15 protein-coding genes are annotated in these 15,310 nt (G+C 61.9%); 8 read left to right on the top strand and 7 right to left on the bottom strand.

The window, feature by feature from the left end; all coding sequences use genetic code 11:
- Positions 1-206: 206 nt before the first annotated feature.
- On the bottom strand, positions 207-716 hold the full coding sequence (locus tag DIE29_RS05830) for a MarR family winged helix-turn-helix transcriptional regulator (RefSeq protein ID WP_102041985.1): 510 nt from the start codon (positions 714-716) through the stop codon (positions 207-209).
- A 181-nt stretch (positions 717-897) separates the two neighbouring features.
- Between DIE29_RS05830 and DIE29_RS05825 the strand changes: the two genes are divergently transcribed.
- The 4 genes from DIE29_RS05825 (at position 898) to pgi (ending at position 6,055) form a co-directional block, all read left to right on the top strand.
- Positions 898-2,295: a chloride channel protein gene (locus DIE29_RS05825; protein WP_102041986.1), complete on the top strand. Its 1,398-nt coding sequence runs from the start codon at positions 898-900 to the stop codon at positions 2,293-2,295.
- 119 nt (positions 2,296-2,414) lie between these two features.
- Complete coding sequence (gene rpmE, locus DIE29_RS05820) at positions 2,415-2,633, top strand: 50S ribosomal protein L31 (protein ID WP_102041987.1); 219 nt, start codon at positions 2,415-2,417, stop codon at positions 2,631-2,633.
- Between the two features lie 151 nt (positions 2,634-2,784).
- The gene (locus tag DIE29_RS05815) at positions 2,785-4,425 is read left to right on the top strand and encodes an ArnT family glycosyltransferase (RefSeq protein WP_102041988.1); all 1,641 of its coding nucleotides are present in this window, start codon (positions 2,785-2,787) and stop codon (positions 4,423-4,425) included.
- Positions 4,418-6,055, top strand: a complete 1,638-nt coding sequence (gene pgi, locus DIE29_RS05810; RefSeq protein ID WP_114649450.1) for a glucose-6-phosphate isomerase — start codon at positions 4,418-4,420, stop codon at positions 6,053-6,055. Before DIE29_RS05815 ends, pgi begins: the two co-directional genes overlap by 8 nt.
- Here the strand turns inward: pgi and DIE29_RS14565 are convergent.
- Together DIE29_RS14565 and orn are read right to left on the bottom strand one after the other, a co-directional pair.
- On the bottom strand, positions 6,046-6,207 hold the full coding sequence (locus tag DIE29_RS14565) for a hypothetical protein (RefSeq protein WP_162860594.1): 162 nt from the start codon (positions 6,205-6,207) through the stop codon (positions 6,046-6,048). The genes pgi and DIE29_RS14565 overlap by 10 nt on opposite strands.
- Before the next feature lie 8 nt (positions 6,208-6,215).
- Positions 6,216-6,764, bottom strand: a complete 549-nt coding sequence (gene orn / locus DIE29_RS05805; protein WP_114649449.1) for an oligoribonuclease — start codon at positions 6,762-6,764, stop codon at positions 6,216-6,218.
- Positions 6,765-6,871: 107 nt separating this feature from the next.
- On the opposite strand from orn, the gene DIE29_RS05800 reads away from it, so the two are divergent.
- The 3 genes from DIE29_RS05800 to rsgA are packed head-to-tail and all read left to right on the top strand — an operon-like array spanning position 6,872 to position 9,220.
- Positions 6,872-8,122, top strand: a complete 1,251-nt coding sequence (locus DIE29_RS05800; RefSeq protein WP_114649448.1) for a M48 family metallopeptidase — start codon at positions 6,872-6,874, stop codon at positions 8,120-8,122.
- A gap of 9 nt (positions 8,123-8,131) precedes the next feature.
- Complete coding sequence (locus tag DIE29_RS14560; RefSeq protein WP_158640309.1) at positions 8,132-8,302, top strand: hypothetical protein; 171 nt, start codon at positions 8,132-8,134, stop codon at positions 8,300-8,302.
- Positions 8,303-8,335: 33 nt separating this feature from the next.
- On the top strand, positions 8,336-9,220 hold the full coding sequence (gene rsgA, locus DIE29_RS05795; RefSeq protein WP_102043216.1) for a ribosome small subunit-dependent GTPase A: 885 nt from the start codon (positions 8,336-8,338) through the stop codon (positions 9,218-9,220).
- A gap of 14 nt (positions 9,221-9,234) precedes the next feature.
- On the opposite strand, the gene DIE29_RS05790 is transcribed toward rsgA, so the two are convergent.
- The 4 genes from DIE29_RS05790 to DIE29_RS05775 all read right to left on the bottom strand — a co-directional run bounded on the left by DIE29_RS05790 (position 9,235) and on the right by DIE29_RS05775 (position 13,998).
- Entirely contained in the window at positions 9,235-10,179 is a 945-nt protein-coding gene (locus tag DIE29_RS05790; protein ID WP_102041992.1) for an alpha-E domain-containing protein, read from the bottom strand.
- 34 nt (positions 10,180-10,213) lie between these two features.
- Entirely contained in the window at positions 10,214-11,635 is a 1,422-nt protein-coding gene (locus tag DIE29_RS05785; RefSeq protein ID WP_205409788.1) for a circularly permuted type 2 ATP-grasp protein, read from the bottom strand.
- Positions 11,636-11,868: 233 nt separating this feature from the next.
- Positions 11,869-13,050: an acetyl-CoA C-acyltransferase family protein gene (locus DIE29_RS05780; RefSeq protein WP_102041994.1), complete on the bottom strand. Its 1,182-nt coding sequence runs from the start codon at positions 13,048-13,050 to the stop codon at positions 11,869-11,871.
- A 21-nt stretch (positions 13,051-13,071) separates the two neighbouring features.
- The gene (locus tag DIE29_RS05775; protein ID WP_102041995.1) at positions 13,072-13,998 is read right to left on the bottom strand and encodes a CobD/CbiB family protein; all 927 of its coding nucleotides are present in this window, start codon (positions 13,996-13,998) and stop codon (positions 13,072-13,074) included.
- A 260-nt stretch (positions 13,999-14,258) separates the two neighbouring features.
- Here DIE29_RS05775 and DIE29_RS05770 point away from each other — a divergent pair, with 260 nt between their 5' ends.
- Positions 14,259-15,284 (top strand): diiron oxygenase, encoded by a 1,026-nt coding sequence (locus DIE29_RS05770; protein WP_102043217.1) that lies wholly within the window; start codon positions 14,259-14,261, stop codon positions 15,282-15,284.
- The last annotated feature ends 26 nt before the right edge of the window (positions 15,285-15,310 follow it).

The following is a 15,310-nucleotide window of genomic DNA, read 5'->3' as shown; positions in this document are numbered from 1 at the left end:
TTGAACAACAAAGAATACCGCGCACCTTGCAACCACTGTGCGGCGCACAAAGACGCGCAACTCTACCGGAACGCCCCGGCTGAAGTGTGCACCGCGTCACGCAGAATTGATCTCGATCAAAAAAAAGCGGCCTTGGGGCCGCTTACAAACTGCTGTCCGCACAAGTGCGAAACGGTATGCCGGCTACCCGCCGGCGGGGATTCGGTTCATTCGGTAAACGGCAACGGCTGCATGCCAAAGCCTTCATCCATGTTCTTGATCTGCATCAGCAAGCCATCCAATTCGTTCTGCAAACGCTGCAGCGAGGCTTCATCGAGCTTGCGCAAGGCCTCCGGCAAGACGCCACGCGCCGGCGACGGCGCACGCGCCAAAAGTTCCTGCCCTTTTTCAGTCAGATACAGCCGCACCACCCGTTGATCCGCACTAGTGCGCTCCTTGCGGATCAGCCCACCGGTCTCCAAACGATCCACCATGTTCGAGGCGGTCGATTGATGCAACGCCATGCGATTGGCCAATTCGCCGACCCGCAGTCCGGGCGCCTCCACCAATTCCTGCATCGCCCACAGTTGGGCACCGGTCACACCGCTTTGGCGCTCGATCCACTGCGAGTGCCGCTGCGCCGTGCGAATCAGCACCCGAAAACGTTGCAGCACCGACAAAGGCGAGGCTCCGGAGTTGTTGTTGGGGTTCTTTTTCAAGGGAGATTGTGAGGCCATCTGAAAAGCCGCTCCGAACTATATTTGCTCGAATTGTGATTGTCAAAAAATTAACATTGCTGCAGCAAGGGCGTATTGTAGGGCCCTGCAGCAGCGGCTTGTCTGCAATGTAGTCGGAACGCAACGCCCGGGCCGGCTGCGCCGTTGATCCCGTACCAACACAAAACGATAATTCGCCCCCATGGAGCCTCCCCCACCCACGCCGGACCGCGACGGGCCGCTCGCGCGCGCGTCCGACCGGGCATTGCGCAAACTCGCCCGTGGCGGTCGCCGCTACGCCCTGCCCTGGCTGTCGATCCGCCGCTGGACGATTCGCCTGCAGTTCGTCGGGGCGGCCTTGCTTGCCGGCCTGATCGCCATCCTGTTCGCCATCGGCGCCGAACTGGCCATTGACACTCATGCGGGAATCATGGCGGAGCTGCCTTGGCTCACACTCCTCGTCGCGCCCGCCGGCTTTGCGCTGATGGCGTGGATTTCCCGTACCTGGTTTCCCGGCGCGCAAGGCAGCGGCATTCCACAGACGATTGCAGCAATCGAATCGGACGATCCGGCAGTGCGCAAAAAGCTGCTATCGATGCGCCTGGCGATCGCCAAGGTATTCCTCACCCTGGGTGGCCTGCTGTCGGGCGCATCCATTGGCCGCGAAGGGCCCTCGGTGCAAATTGGCGCTTCGGTGATGAGCCTGATCGCGGGCAAAAAGACCCGCCGCATCGCCAACAGCCGCGACCTGATGATCGCCGGCGGCGGCGCCGGGGTGGCGGCAGCGTTCAATACCCCGCTGGGCGGCATCATGTTTGCCATCGAGGAGTTGTGCCGCTTCCACCCTTTCCGGGCCAACAGCACCACGCTGATTGCGGTGATTTTTGCTGGCCTGATGTCCTTGGCCGTTCTGGGGAACTACACCTATTTCGGCCGCACTCCGGCAGCTATCGGCTGGCCTGACAGCGTGTGGCCCATCCTGCTGTGCGGGGCCATCGGCGGGCTGCTGGGCGGCGGCTTTTCGCGCCTCTTGGTGGCTTCCAGCCGCGGCCTGCCGGGCAGACTTGGTCAATTGTCGAACGACCGCCCGGTCGCCTTCGCCGCCCTGTGCGGCCTGGGTACAGCGTTGATCGGCCTGGCTACCGGCGGCCTGACCTACGGCACCGGCTACGCGGAATCCAAGGCCGCCTTGGAAGGTGCCGCGCAACTGCCGGTGTATTTCATGATCGCCAAGATGGCGGTGATCTGGCTTGCCTTTCTGTCGCGTATTCCCGGCGGCGTATTCGCCCCGGCGCTGGCGGTGGGCGCCGGCATGGGGGCAAACATCGGCCTGATGCTGCCACCGGAACACGGCTCAGCCATCCTGGTGCTCGGCATGGTGGGATTTCTGGCCGGCATCACTCAGACGCCGATCACCTCCTTCGTCATCGTCATGGAAATGACCGCCAACCACCAAATGCTGCTACCGCTGATGGCCACCGCGGTGGTGGCCCACGCCTTCTCCAAGACCATCGCCCAGACCCCGCTTTATCACGCGCTCGCCTACCCCACCCTGCGTAAGGTCGAGGCCGACTTGCAGCGACAGCGCCCGGCGATCTGAAAGCCTATAGCAACCTCTCCACAGCCAACCTTGCGGTTACTCCCTCGCTCTGGGATAATGGCGGACTTTCATCACTCAGGGCGGCCACATCCACCGCCCGCCTGGATCGAGGACCGACCATGAAAGCGGATATTCATCCCACTTACACCGAAGTTCAAGTGACCTGCTCCTGCGGTAACAGCTTCACCACCCGCTCCACGCTGAACAAACCAACTCTGCATGTGGAAGTCTGCTCCGCCTGCCATCCGTTCTATACCGGCAAGCAAAAAATCGTCGATACCGCTGGCCGTGTCGAGCGCTTCCGCCAGAAGTACGGCAACGTTCAGCGTCTTGGCTGATCGAGCCAGACGTTTCGAGGAAGGCAGCCGCGGCTGCCTTTTTTGTTGTCGGTAGCGCGTGCTTGGGGCGGCCCATGCTCTGGCAAGATACAATCGGCCGCGATCATCCCCGAGTCATGCCCGAAGCCCCAGGCACCCTTCCAACTATACGATGCCGTTGCTGATCGCCCGCTCTACTGCGCTGATGGAACGCCTGTTTGGCCCTGTGGGTCTGGTACTGCTGACGGTACTGTATCTTTTGTTCGGACTGACTGGACATGACCCCTGGCGCGGCGACGATGCGGCGCATTTTGGTCCGGTGCTCAGCATGCTGCAGGGCGAGGGACTGCTCTTTCCGCATCTAGCCGGCCAGCCGGTGACCGACTTTCCGCCGCTGTACTATTGGGTAGCGGCACTGCTGGCAAGGCTTTTTTCGTGGCTGCTGCCTTTGCATGATGGCGCGCGCCTTGCCAGCGCGCTCTTTACCGCCCTGACGCTGTTTTGGGTGGCACGCGCGGCCGGGTTTCTCTATGGTCGGCCAGCGCGCGCACCCGCGGTGCTGCTGACTCTTGGCACACTCGGCCTGGTCATCCATGCCCACGAAACGCAACCGATGCTGGCGCTAATCGCGATGCAAGCGCTCACACTGGCCGGTTTGGCGCAGTTGTCCAGCGCGCCGTTGGCAGGTGCTTTTAAGGCTTGCTTTGGTACGGCGCTGAGCGTGTTGGCTGGCGGTCTGCCAGCTGCCATGCTGACCCTGCCGCTTTTTCTGGTGGTACCGCTGATGGGCCGTGAATGCCTCACCCCGCGTGTCAGCGGCGCGCTGCTGCTTGGTCTGTGTGTCGCGCTTCCGCTCGGTGCGGCCTGGCCATTGGCTCTGCATGATCAAGATCCCGGACTGTTCGCACTCTGGTGGCAGGCGAGCTGGGAGCGCTTCGGGCAGAGCCCGATAGCGTTTGCCGACTATGACCGAATCGTGAAAGACATCGGCTGGTTTGCGTGGCCATTATGGCCGATTGCGTTGTGGGCGCTGTGGTCCGGCCGCCGCCGTCTATGGAACTTACCCTATATTTTGCCGATCGGCGCCACGCTTTTGGCGGCGATCTGGTTGCTGGTCGGCAATTTCGACCGCCCTGTCGCATTGCTGGTGCTCATCGCACCGCTGGCTGTATTGGCCGCCGCGGGCGTGCTGCAATTGCGGCGCGGCGCGGCCAACGCCTTCGACTGGTTTGGTGTGATGACTTTCGGAGTGTTTGCCATCTTGGTCTGGCTGGGGTGGAGTGCGCAAGTTTTTGCCTGGCCGCCTGGGCTTGCACGCCATGTCGAACGCTACGGCGCTGACTTCGTGCTCCATGGCTCGAGCGCACTGGCGGCTATCGGCGCCCTCATTACCCTCGTCTGGCTGGTGACAGCCTTGCGCCTGCCGCGCAGCCCCAACCGTGCACCGGGAAACTGGGCGTTAGGCATGACCATGCTGTGGTGTTTGGCAGTGACCTTGCTCATGCCCTGGTTCAACCACGGCCGCAGCTATCGGCCGCCGGTTGAATCGCTGGCTCGCTTTCTGGCCGATGAGCATTCCGACTGTGTGGCGGCGATGGGCCTATCTGCCGCGGTGCGCACATCGCTGGACTACTACGCCGGGCTGCGGCCCGAGGCAGTCAGCCCGGCTGGCAGCCCATGCAGGCTGCTGCTGGTGCATGACGATCGCCGCGCGGCACCGCGCACGCTGCCCGACGAATGGACCCTGCTGTGGGAATACCGCCGTGGCGGCGGCAAACAACTGGACATCTTCCGGCTTTATCGACGTGACTGACACCTTTTTGCCACCCGACCGCCTGCCCGCTTGGCAGCTCTTACATGCCCACCGACAACGTCTGGCCACTGAGCGGGTGGCCGAGCTGTTCGATGCGCACCCCAAGCGCTTCGATGAATTGTCCATCGACGCCTGTGGGCTGCTGGCCGATTTTTCCCGCCAGCGTTTGGACCGCAACACGCTCGACGCTTTGATCGAGCTTGCCCGCCAGGCGCGCTTACCGGAAGGGATCGACGCTTTGTTCAGTGGCCAGCCGGTCAACCACACCGAAGAGCGCGCCGCCTTGCACATGGCCCTGCGTGGCGGCTGCCCGCCGCCGGTCGCCGATGCAACGCAAGTGCAAGACACCGCAAGCCGCATGCGCACGCTGGCCCGCGATTTACGCGCTGGCGTGCTCAAGGGCGCCAGCGGCAGGCCGATCCGTCGGGTGGTCAACCTGGGCATCGGCGGATCCGATCTAGGCCCGCGCATGGTGGTCGAAGCGCTCGCCGGGCCGACGGCCAAACACCCTGTCATGGTGCACTTTGCCGCCAACATCGACCCTCAAGAGCTCGATGAAGTGCTGGCCGACGCCAATCCAGCCGAAACACTGTTCATCGTTGCCTCCAAGAGCTTCACCACCGCCGAGACGCTGGCCAACGCCCAAGCCGCGCGCGCCTGGCTGCGTACCGCACTCGGCCCGGACGCCGACCTTGGCGCACACTTTGTGGCGGTCACCAACGCGGTCGCTGCGGCAGTGGATTTTGGCATCGCCAAAGAACGCCTGCTGCCCATGCCCGAATGGGTCGGCGGACGCTATTCGGTGTGGTCGGCGATTGGTCTTCCGGTATTGATCGCACTAGGCGAGACTGGCTTCGAGGCGCTACTGGCCGGCGCACGCGCCATGGATGAGCACTTTTGCAACGCACCGCTGGCCGCCAACCTGCCGGTGTGGATGGGACTGGTGGGGTTATGGAACACCGACTTCCTTGACCAGGAAACCTTGGCGGTGCTGCCCTACGCGCACGGTCTGCGCAATTTTCCGGCCTGGCTGCAGCAACTGGAAATGGAGAGCAACGGCAAGCGCACGCTGCGCGATGGCACATTCAGCACGGTAATGACGGCGCCGGTAGTCTGGGGCGGGGCCGGCACCGTCGGTCAGCATGCTTTTCACCAGTTGTTTTATCAGGGCACACGGGCGATTCCGGTCGATTTCATCGTGGTCGCCGGCGGTGAGGACCCACGCCGCCAAGCCTTGGTCCATAACGCACTTGCCCAGGCCGCTGCCCTGACCCATGGGCGCAGCCTGGACGAGGCGGCGGCCGCCTTGCGCGCGCGCGGTGCGGACGAAGCCGAAATTCGCCGCCTTGCGCCGCATTTGACGATTCCCGGCAACCAGGCCAGCACCACGGTGCTGCTGCCGCGCCTCGACGCCTACTCACTCGGCGCGCTGATGGCGCTCTACGAGCACAAGGTGTTCGTGCAGGGCTGGATTTGGGGGATCAACAGCTTCGACCAGTACGGCGTGGAACTAGGCAAGGAGATGGCGCGGCGCCTGTCGGACGCCACTTCAACGGCCCACGGCGATGGCGCGACCATCGGTCTACAGCGCGCCATCGCCGCCTTGCGCCGCGGCGCCCCCTACCCGTAGATCAAGCACATTGCTGGGCTGCTCACCCGTGGGGTGAAATAGCCCAGCAGATAGAAAAAGGCCACCAGCAGCGCAATCGCCAGCAGCCTGCGCCAACGCGCCCGCAGCCATCCGGTGGCAGCGGCCAGCAGGCTACGCAGGAATTGGCCCATCCCGGTGCTCAGGACAATCGCAGAAAGTTGTCGCGGTAGTGGCGTAGCTCCGCAATCGACTCGTGGATATCCGCAAGCGCCTCATGCGTGCCTTTTTTCTCCACGCCTTTATAGACCTCCGGTCGCCAGCGTTTGGCGAGTTCCTTCAACGTGGAGACATCCAGGTTGCGATAGTGGAACCAGGCTTCCAGTTGCGGCATATAACGCGCCAGAAAACGACGGTCCTGACAGACCGAATTGCCACACATCGGCGAAGTGCGCGCCGGCACCCACTCCTTGAGAAAAGCCAGCATCTGCTGCTCGGCTTCGGTCTCGCCCAGCGTGGACGCCCTCACCCGCGCCGTCAGCCCGGATTTACCGTGCGTATTGCGGTTCCATTCGTCCATCGCATCGAGCACCGCATCGGGCTGATGAACCGCGATCACCGGGGCTTCGGCCACCACGTTGAGCTGCGCGTCGGTGATGACGACGGCGATTTCGATGATACGGTCACGGTCCGGTTCCAGCCCGGTCATCTCCATGTCCAGCCAGATGAGGTGGTTTTGATCCTGTGCCATAATCCTTCACTCTTTGACGAAACAATCCAGGCACCGATTGTGTCACAGAACGCAGCGCGCCCCGCGTGCCTGCGGCGCCGCAGCGTCGGCGCCCAAAAAATTTGCTCATGACGGCTGTCGCCTTTTCCTTGCTCTTCGTCTGTGCGCTACTCACCGGCGCTGCGCTCAAAGCGGTGCTGATGCTGCGCCAAATCCGTCATGTGCGGATGCAGCGCAACACCGTGCCCCCTGCGTTTGCCGACTCGATCAGCCTCAGTGCGCACCAAAAGGCGGCAGACTACACCCAAGCGCGAATGCGTTTGGGTCTTGCGGAACTAGCCGTGTCGCTGCTCTTTGTGCTGGGGCTGACCTTGGGCGGCGGCCTGCAGGCCATCGCTGACGCTTGGCAGGCCGTTTTCCCGGCCAACTCGCTGGCGCACGGCATCGCCCTGCTCGCCACGCTGGGAGTACTTAGCTGGTTGGTCGATCTGCCTTTTAGCTTGGCGCGCATCTTCGGCATCGAAAAACGCTTTGGCTTCAACCGCATCACGCCCAAACTCTTTGCCGCGGACACTGCGCGCGAAATGCTCTTGGCCGTGGTGCTCGGCCTACCCATCCTGGCCACAGTGCTGTGGCTGATGGGCGCCATGGGGGAACGCTGGTGGCTGTGGGTGTGGGCCTTCTGGTTCGGCGTGAACCTGCTCGCACTGCTGATCTGGCCGACCTTCATCGCGCCGCTTTTCAACACGTTCACCCCGCTGACGGACGAGGCGCTACGCCGCCGAATCGAAGGCTTGCTCGAACGCTGTGGCTTTCGCTCGCGCGGGCTGTACGTGATGGACGGTTCGCGCCGTTCCGCACACAGCAATGCCTATTTCACCGGCTTGGGCGCAGCCAAGCGCATCGTTTTTTTCGACACCCTGCTCGACAAGCTAACCCCGCAGGAAGTTGAGGCGGTGCTGGCCCACGAGCTTGGTCACTTTCGCCATCGTCATGTGCTCAAACGCTTGGCCGCGATGGGCGCTGGCAGTCTGGCGGTGTTCGCGCTACTTGGCCTGTTGATCGAACAGCCGTGGTTTTATGCCGGACTCGGGGTGAGCACCACCGGCACCGCGATGGCCCTGGCCTTGCTTGTGCTGGCGCTGCCTGCTTTCACCTTTGCGTTTGCGCCGCTGATGAGCTACTGGTCCCGGGTACATGAGTTCGAAGCCGACCGCTATGCCGCGCAGCACACCCGCGCGGCCGACCTAGTCAGCGCGCTGGTCAAGCTCTACCGCGACAATGCCGCGACGCTCACGCCGGACCCGCTGTACTCGGGCTTCTTCGATTCTCACCCACCCGCCGCCATCCGCGTGGCGCGGCTGCAATCGCCAACCTAGCAAGCCACGATGAACACACCTCGCACACCCATCGTTAGGCGAGCCGCACCGTACGGCGGGCGCACCCAGGCCGATGTGCGGGCACAACAGGCCGCCGGTCGCTCCACCCAGGACAACCTCGGGTTGTCACCGGATGAAGAACCAAACATCGCGGGCGATCTCGACACCTACGACGAGTAACAAGTGAAACGCACCTCCGGCGTCGGCAAACCGTTGCATGGACTGATCACCGCGGCCTTTGGCCGCCACTATGAAGTCTTGACCGCGCACGGCAGTCTGACTGGTTATCCGCGCGGCAAAAAGAGCGTGTTTGCCTGTGGCGACGAGGTCGACGTCACGCCGCACGGCGATGGCCAGGGCGCCATCGAGCGCCTGCATCCACGCCGCAACCTACTGTGGCGCTCGGACGCCTTTCGGGAAAAGCTGATCGCCGCCAATCTCAGCCAAGTCGTGATCGTGGTGGCCACCGAGCCGACGTTTTCCGATCTCTTGGTGTCGCGCTGCCTATGCGCCGCTGAATCGCAACAGTTGAAAACCCTGATCGTACTCAACAAGGCCGATCTGACCGAGCGCTTGCCGGCCGCACGTGAAGCGCTGACCTTATTCGCCGCGCTGGGCTATCGGGTCGTGGAGCTTTCGGCACTGCACGGCGCCGATGCGCTGCACGCCTACCTGCGGGGCGAACGCAGCATCCTGGTGGGGCAGTCCGGGATGGGCAAGTCTTCGCTGACCAACGCGCTGATTCCGGCTGCCAACGCCGCCACCCGGGAGATCTCCACCGCGCTCGACACTGGCAAACACACCACCACCTTTGCCCGCCTCTACCCGCTACCCGAAGACGGCTGGCTGATCGATAGCCCCGGCCTGCAAGCCTTTGGTTTAGCGCATTTGGAAGAGGATCGGTTAGCCGACTGTTTCGTGGAGTTCCGCCCTTATCTGGGCCAGTGCCGCTTTCGCGACTGCCGGCATGATGCCGAACCGGATTGCGCGCTGCAGGCGGCACGCTCCGCCGGCCGTATCGACCCACGCCGATTTGAACACTATCGTGCCATCCGCGCCGAAATCGCCGAAGCCAGACGGCTCAATCCACGCCGATAAGTAGGCCGAACGACTCAAGACAGTGGCACCAGAAAATCGTCGGCAATGCGGTTGCCCAGGTCCTGCACCCGTGCCAGCAAACGCACCACGTAATTGTGCAGACCATCGCGCACAATATCCTCGATCCGGCCAAAACGCAGTTGAGCCTCCAGTTCGCCTGCGCGGCGTTCGGTTTCTGCCGAATGATCGTTGGCCACCTCGCGCAGATTGGCGTAAACCTCTTTCATGCAGCGTGCAATCGAGCGCGGCATATCGACCCGCAGCAACAGCAGTTCGGCCACACGGGAAGGGGTAATCAAATCGCGGTACACCTTGCGATACACCTCAAAGGCGGACACCGAACGCAACAATGCGCTCCACTGGTAATAATCCGCCGCACCGCCTTCGACTTCACCTGCGGGCAGCAGTAGCTGATATTTCACGTCAAGAATCCGCGCGGTGTTGTCAGCCCGCTCCAGAAAGGTGCCGATACGGATGAAGCGCAGCGACTCGTCCTGCAACATGGTGCCAATGGTCACCCCGCGCGACAGGTGCGAGCGGTACTTGACCCATTCGAAGAACTCGCCTGCCCCGGCGTCGGCCAGCATCTCCGGGGTGAAATCGCGCATTTTCAGCCAAGTGCCGTTGGTGGTTTCCCACAATTCCGAGGTCAGCGTACCGCGCACCGCATGGGCGTTCTCGCGTGCGGCGCGCAGGCAGTTGCGCACGCTGGAGGGGTTGTCGGTATCGAAAACCATGAACTCCAGCACCGCATCGGGGCTGATTTCCGCATAACGCTGATGAAAGGCGCCCTCCAACCCCATGATGCGCAAGGTCGCACCCCAAGCCTGTTCTTCCTGCACCGCAGACTGCGGCATCATCGACATCCGCAGGTTGACGTCCAGGATGCGCGCGATGTTTTCGGCGCGCTCCATATAGCGGGCCATCCAGTAGAGATGGTCGGCGGTACGGCTGAGCATGTCGGTTCTCCCTTCGTTCTTTGCTGCGCCGCTGTCAGGCTTCCAGCACCCAAGTGTCTTTGGTGCCGCCGCCCTGTGAGGAATTGACCACCAGAGAACCCTCGCGCAGTGCCACGCGGGTCAGTCCGCCCGGGATCAGCTGCACCGCTTCGCCCGACAGCACGAAGGGCCGCAGGTCGATATGGCGCGGCGCGATGCCGGCATCGACGAAAGTCGGGCAGGCAGATAACGCCAAGGTAGGTTGGGCAATGTAACGCTCCGGATGTTTGACCAGGATCTCGCGGAAAGCCTCGATTTCGGCCTGGGTCGCTGCGGGACCGACCAACATGCCGTAACCGCCCGCGCCGTGGACTTCCTTCACCACCAGTTCGGGCAGCTTATCGAGCACATAACGCAGATCGTCGGGTTTGCGACAAAGATAGGTGGGCACGTTGTGCAAGATGGGCTCCTCACCCAGATAAAAGCGCACCATCTCGGGCACATAGGGATAAATCGATTTGTCGTCGGCCACACCGCTGCCGATTGCGTTACACAAGGTGACGCGACCGGCTCGGTAAGCCTGTAGCAGCCCCGGCACGCCCAGTACCGAATCCGGCCGAAAGGCGAGCGGATCCAGAAAATCGTCATCCACCCGGCGGTAGATCACATCCACCCGTTGCGGGCCACGGGTGGTGCGCATGAAAACCTGATCATCGCGCACGAACATGTCCTGCCCTTCGACCAGCTCGACGCCCATCTGCTGGGCCAGGAACGCATGCTCGAAATAGGCGCTGTTGTACGCGCCTGGCGTCATCACCACCACGGTAGGGTCGGCAACTCCGGTTGGCGCCACGCTGCGCAAGGTGTTGAGCAACATGTCCGGGTAGTGGTCGACCGGCGCTACCCGGTAGCGCGAGAACAAGCGCGGGAAAAGCCGCATCATCATCTTGCGGTTTTCCAGCATGTACGACACGCCGGAAGGCACCCGCAGATTGTCCTCCAGTACGTAGTATTCGCCCTGCCCGGCACGCACCACATCCACGCCGGCAATATGCGCGTAGATCTCGCCCGGCACATCGACCCCCTGCATCACCTTGCGGTATTGGGCGTTGTTGAGCACCTGCTCGGCCGGGATACGCCCAGCCTTGAGGATCGCTTGGTCATGGTAGATATCGCGGATGAAAAGATTCAACGCCCGCACCCGCTGGCACAGTCCTGCGGCGAGCATCTGCCATTCGTCGGCCGGAATGATGCGTGGGATGATGTCGAAGGGAATCAGCCGCTCGGTACCGGCGTCCTTGTCGCCATACACGGCAAAGGTGATGCCATAGCGATGAAACAGCGCATCGGCCTCGGCACGCTTCTGAGCCAGTCGCTCTTCGGGCATTTCCGACAACCAACTGGCATAAGCGGCATAGTGCGCCCGCACCCGCCCGGCCTCGTCGGTCATTTCGTTGTAATAATTTCTGATGGTCATCACACTGTGCCCGCTCGGTCTAAAAAGTCATTTTTTGTGACAGCCAGAAACGTGCCAGCGTTCAGCGCCTTTTCCACCCCTTATGCAGCGGTTTTGCGCTGCCTTTGCGCACAATATCGGTGCATCGCCAGACCGCTTTGCAGTAACAATGGTGCATCCAACACTCGAGCACTGACGGCGAAAAAAAACCCGCCGAAGCGGGTTTTTGATGCAACGGTACGCTAACGGCGCGCTCAGATACGCTCAAAAATTGCCGCAATACCCTGACCGCCGCCGATACACATGGTGACCAGCGCGTAACGCCCACCGGTACGGTGCAGCTCATACACCGCCTTGGTGGCAATGAACGCACCGGAGCAACCGACCGGGTGACCCAACGCAATGGCACCGCCGTTCGGGTTGGTCTTGGCCAGATCCAACTCCAACCCCTTGGCCACGGCCAGCGCCTGGGCGGCGAAAGCCTCGTTGGACTCGATCACATCCATTTGATCCAGGCTCAAGCCCGCCCGCTTGAGCGCCAGCTTGGAGGCCGGGATCGGTCCTTCGCCCATCACGTCGTTCGGCACACCGGCAACCCCATAAGACACCAGCCGGGCCATCGGCTTGTGGCCGGCATTGACCGCTGCCGATGCTTCCGCGAGCACAAAAAAGGCCGCCCCATCGTTGATGCCGGATGCATTGCCGGCAGTCACCGTGCCGTCCTTCTTGAAAGCCGGCTTCATCTTGGCCAGAGCTTCCATGGAAGTGGCACGCGGGTGCTCATCGGTGTCGAACACCGTCTCGCCCTTCTTGGTTTGCTGCACGATGGGCACGATCTGCGACTTGAAATAGCCTTCGGCAATGGCTTTGGCGGCACGTCTTTGCGATTCCAGCGCAAAAGCGTCTTGCTCTTCCCGGCTGATCCCCCACTTGGTGGCCAGATTTTCGGCTGTGATGCCCATGTGACCGACACCGAAGGGGTCGGTGAGTACCGCCACCATCATGTCGATCGCCTTGGTGTCGCCCATGCGCGCACCGGAACGCAGCGCCGGAATCATATAACCGCCGCGCGACATCACTTCCACGCCACCGCCGATACCATAGTCGCAATCGCCCAGCATGATGGCCTGCGCGGTCGATACGATGCCCTGCAAGCCGGACGAGCACAGCCGATTGACCTGCATGGCCACCGAATCCATCGGCAAACCGGCCTGAATGGAGGCCACGCGTGGTACATAGGCGTAACGCGAGTCGGTGGGAATGCAATTGCCCACGGTCACATAGTTGATCTGCTGAGGATCGACGCCGGAGCGGGAGACCGCCTCACGCATCACGATACCAGCGAGTTCCGCGGGCTCCATGTTGCTCAGCGAACCCCCGAACGAGCCGATCGCCGAACGCACTGCGCTCAGCACCACAACTTCACGATTTGCCATTGGATACTCCCTCCACGTCAATCAAGCACCGACCCAGCCGGCAACGCCAACCAGGGCCAGCAACAGCAGGCAAAGCAACAGCGCGCGCCAGACCAGGCCGACCGTGCTTTGCATGTAGTCGGCATCGGCTTCTTCCCCGATCCCCAATTCCGGGCGATCCACGATTTCGCCCGATTCATGGACCGGCATCCCGAGCCGAACGCCCATCGCCCCGGCACCGCTGGCCAGCAGTATACCGGAGGGCCGATCCGGCCAAAGCACAGCCTGGGTGCGCCAACAAAACAACGCATCCTCGAAATCCCCCACGACCGAGAACGATGCAGCCGTCAGGCGCACCGGCACAAAATCCACCCACTCAAAAGCCGTGCGGGCAAACCGCCCAAACTCACCAAATTCGGCATCCCGGCGCCTGCCCCAGTCCTCGGCAAAATAACGGCTCAACCGGTAGAACACAGCGCCACAAGGGCCGGGCAGCACGATAAACCAGAACACTACGCCAAACACATTACGGTGCGCCGATAGCAGCGCCTGCTCGATCGCCAGACGAGCCACCTCGCTGGAACTGGCCTCGTGGTACTGACCGCCGCGCCATTCACCCAAAAGAATACGGGCACGATCGAGCTCCCCCATGCGCAGCGCAAGGTGAATATCGGTGAAAAAATGGCTTTCCTGACGAAAGCCCATGGTGAGATATAGCACCCCCACATTGAACAGCAATGCGAACAAGGGGTGCACCTGCCACAGCAGGTAAAAAACCAGCCCGACCGCCAGTGTGGCCGGAATGACCACCAACAGCCAAACCATCCGGCCATTGGCTGCGCGCCCGTCATTGAAGCGTTCGACGAGCAGACTTGAAAAACGGCCCAAGGGCCCAGCCACGACCTGCTGCACTGGCAAGGGGCGCAACTGCTCGATGAGCAGCGCAAAAATCAGCGAAAAAAGCGTCATTCGGGATCGTCAGGATGAAATCTGGCAGACAGCCTGCGCCGGGGCGGGCGCCGGCACGTTTGACGATACCACAAACCCGAGTCGGTTCATCGTGACACGGTGCGAAACCGCTCCTGCGGCGCAGGCCGCCGATTTTTGACCGACCGGTCGATCAATTTTTGGTTTATTTGATCCAGGTCAACTTTTTGCCCGCTTTTTGGCGTCATCTTTCGCTTCCAGCGGCACATGGCCGCTATCCACAAAAGCATGAGGAGACACGCATGGCCCGCAATGAGAAGCTCGCACAACAGATGGAGTTTCCGCCCGAAACCCGTCAACCCAACGTCTACCCGTTGTCCTGGCATGCCCAGACCGCGAAGATGGAAGAAGTCTGGGACGCTGCCCAGCGCGAAAACTGGGATCCGAAAAAACTGCCCTGGGACACCTTGGATGTCGAGTCCTACTCCTGGGAAGAGCGTGAGGCAATCGCCTACTGGTGGACGCTGCTATCGGTGTTCGATGCCTCCGCACCCCCGGTATTTGCCGAAGCCTTCATCAAGACTTATGAAGTGCATGAAGAAGACCCGGTGCGCCGCTGCTTCTTCTCGGTGACTCGCGACGAGCAAAACCACGAGCAAATGTGCGGCCTAGCGATCACCAAGTTTTTGGAACATCCGGACCCACTGACTTATGAGCCCAAGACCGAACTCGGCCGTCGCCTGCAGAAAAACGCCAAATGGCTCTATTACAACGGCGGCCGCTACTGGAACGGTTACAAGCAAGCAGTGCCCAAGTATTCACTGGCGGTGCTGTTTAGCTCATTCCTGATGGGTGAAATCGCAGCGGCGACCATCTTCAAGCAGATGCACGACAACTCCCGCGAGCTGGTGTTCAAAGAAGCCTTCCGCAACATCGGCCGCGACGAAGGCCGCCACATGGCCATCTGTATGGCACTGATGGAACGCGACTACCCGCGCCTGCCAGCCGAGGACAAGGCGCTGGTGACCAAACAAATCCGCGCCGGCTATCTGTTCCTATCTGCGGTGTTGTTCGAGCCGCCGATGGAATTCTGGGATCTGCCGGACGATTTCATCGCCAACCAGCGTGAAGCCGAAGAAGTCGCACGCGGCGCGGGCTTCGGGGTACCCAGCTATGAGGCCAAAAAAGAAAACTGGCGAAACGCCATGCTGAACCTCAAAGGCGTACTCGACCGCTACGGCATTCCGTTCCCGGCAATCCCTGAAGTGGGCATCACCGGTCAGGAAGTGTCGGACGTCGACATGCAAGACATCATTCCGGTGTTCTGAAACCTTCGTCGATGCCATCGCCGGCC

The sequence above is a fragment of the Pseudothauera hydrothermalis genome, from assembly GCF_003345255.1.
Lineage (GTDB): Bacteria > Pseudomonadota > Gammaproteobacteria > Burkholderiales > Rhodocyclaceae > Pseudothauera > Pseudothauera hydrothermalis.
The sequence above is the reverse complement of the archived record's forward strand: the minus strand, read 5'-3'. Positions and strand labels throughout refer to the sequence as shown.

Excerpts from the sequence above, each read along its gene's own strand:
- DIE29_RS05800 (WP_114649448.1), top strand. The coding sequence starts at position 6,872 with ATGACGGCTGTCGCCTTTTCCTTGCTCTTCGTCTGTGCGCTACTCACC.
- DIE29_RS14560 (WP_158640309.1), top strand. The coding sequence starts at position 8,132 with ATGAACACACCTCGCACACCCATCGTTAGGCGAGCCGCACCGTACGGC.
- DIE29_RS05790 (WP_102041992.1), bottom strand. The coding sequence starts at position 10,179 with ATGCTCAGCCGTACCGCCGACCATCTCTACTGGATGGCCCGCTATATG.
- rpmE (WP_102041987.1), top strand. The coding sequence starts at position 2,415 with ATGAAAGCGGATATTCATCCCACTTACACCGAAGTTCAAGTGACCTGC.
- orn (WP_114649449.1), bottom strand. The coding sequence starts at position 6,764 with ATGGCACAGGATCAAAACCACCTCATCTGGCTGGACATGGAGATGACC.
- DIE29_RS14565 (WP_162860594.1), bottom strand. The coding sequence starts at position 6,207 with ATGGGCCAATTCCTGCGTAGCCTGCTGGCCGCTGCCACCGGATGGCTG.
- DIE29_RS05825 (WP_102041986.1), top strand. The coding sequence starts at position 898 with ATGGAGCCTCCCCCACCCACGCCGGACCGCGACGGGCCGCTCGCGCGC.
- DIE29_RS05815 (WP_102041988.1), top strand. The coding sequence starts at position 2,785 with ATGCCGTTGCTGATCGCCCGCTCTACTGCGCTGATGGAACGCCTGTTT.
- DIE29_RS05780 (WP_102041994.1), bottom strand. The coding sequence starts at position 13,050 with ATGGCAAATCGTGAAGTTGTGGTGCTGAGCGCAGTGCGTTCGGCGATC.
- DIE29_RS05770 (WP_102043217.1), top strand. The coding sequence starts at position 14,259 with ATGGCCCGCAATGAGAAGCTCGCACAACAGATGGAGTTTCCGCCCGAA.
- DIE29_RS05785 (WP_205409788.1), bottom strand. The coding sequence starts at position 11,635 with ATGACCATCAGAAATTATTACAACGAAATGACCGACGAGGCCGGGCGG.
- DIE29_RS05775 (WP_102041995.1), bottom strand. The coding sequence starts at position 13,998 with ATGACGCTTTTTTCGCTGATTTTTGCGCTGCTCATCGAGCAGTTGCGC.
- DIE29_RS05830 (WP_102041985.1), bottom strand. The coding sequence starts at position 716 with ATGGCCTCACAATCTCCCTTGAAAAAGAACCCCAACAACAACTCCGGA.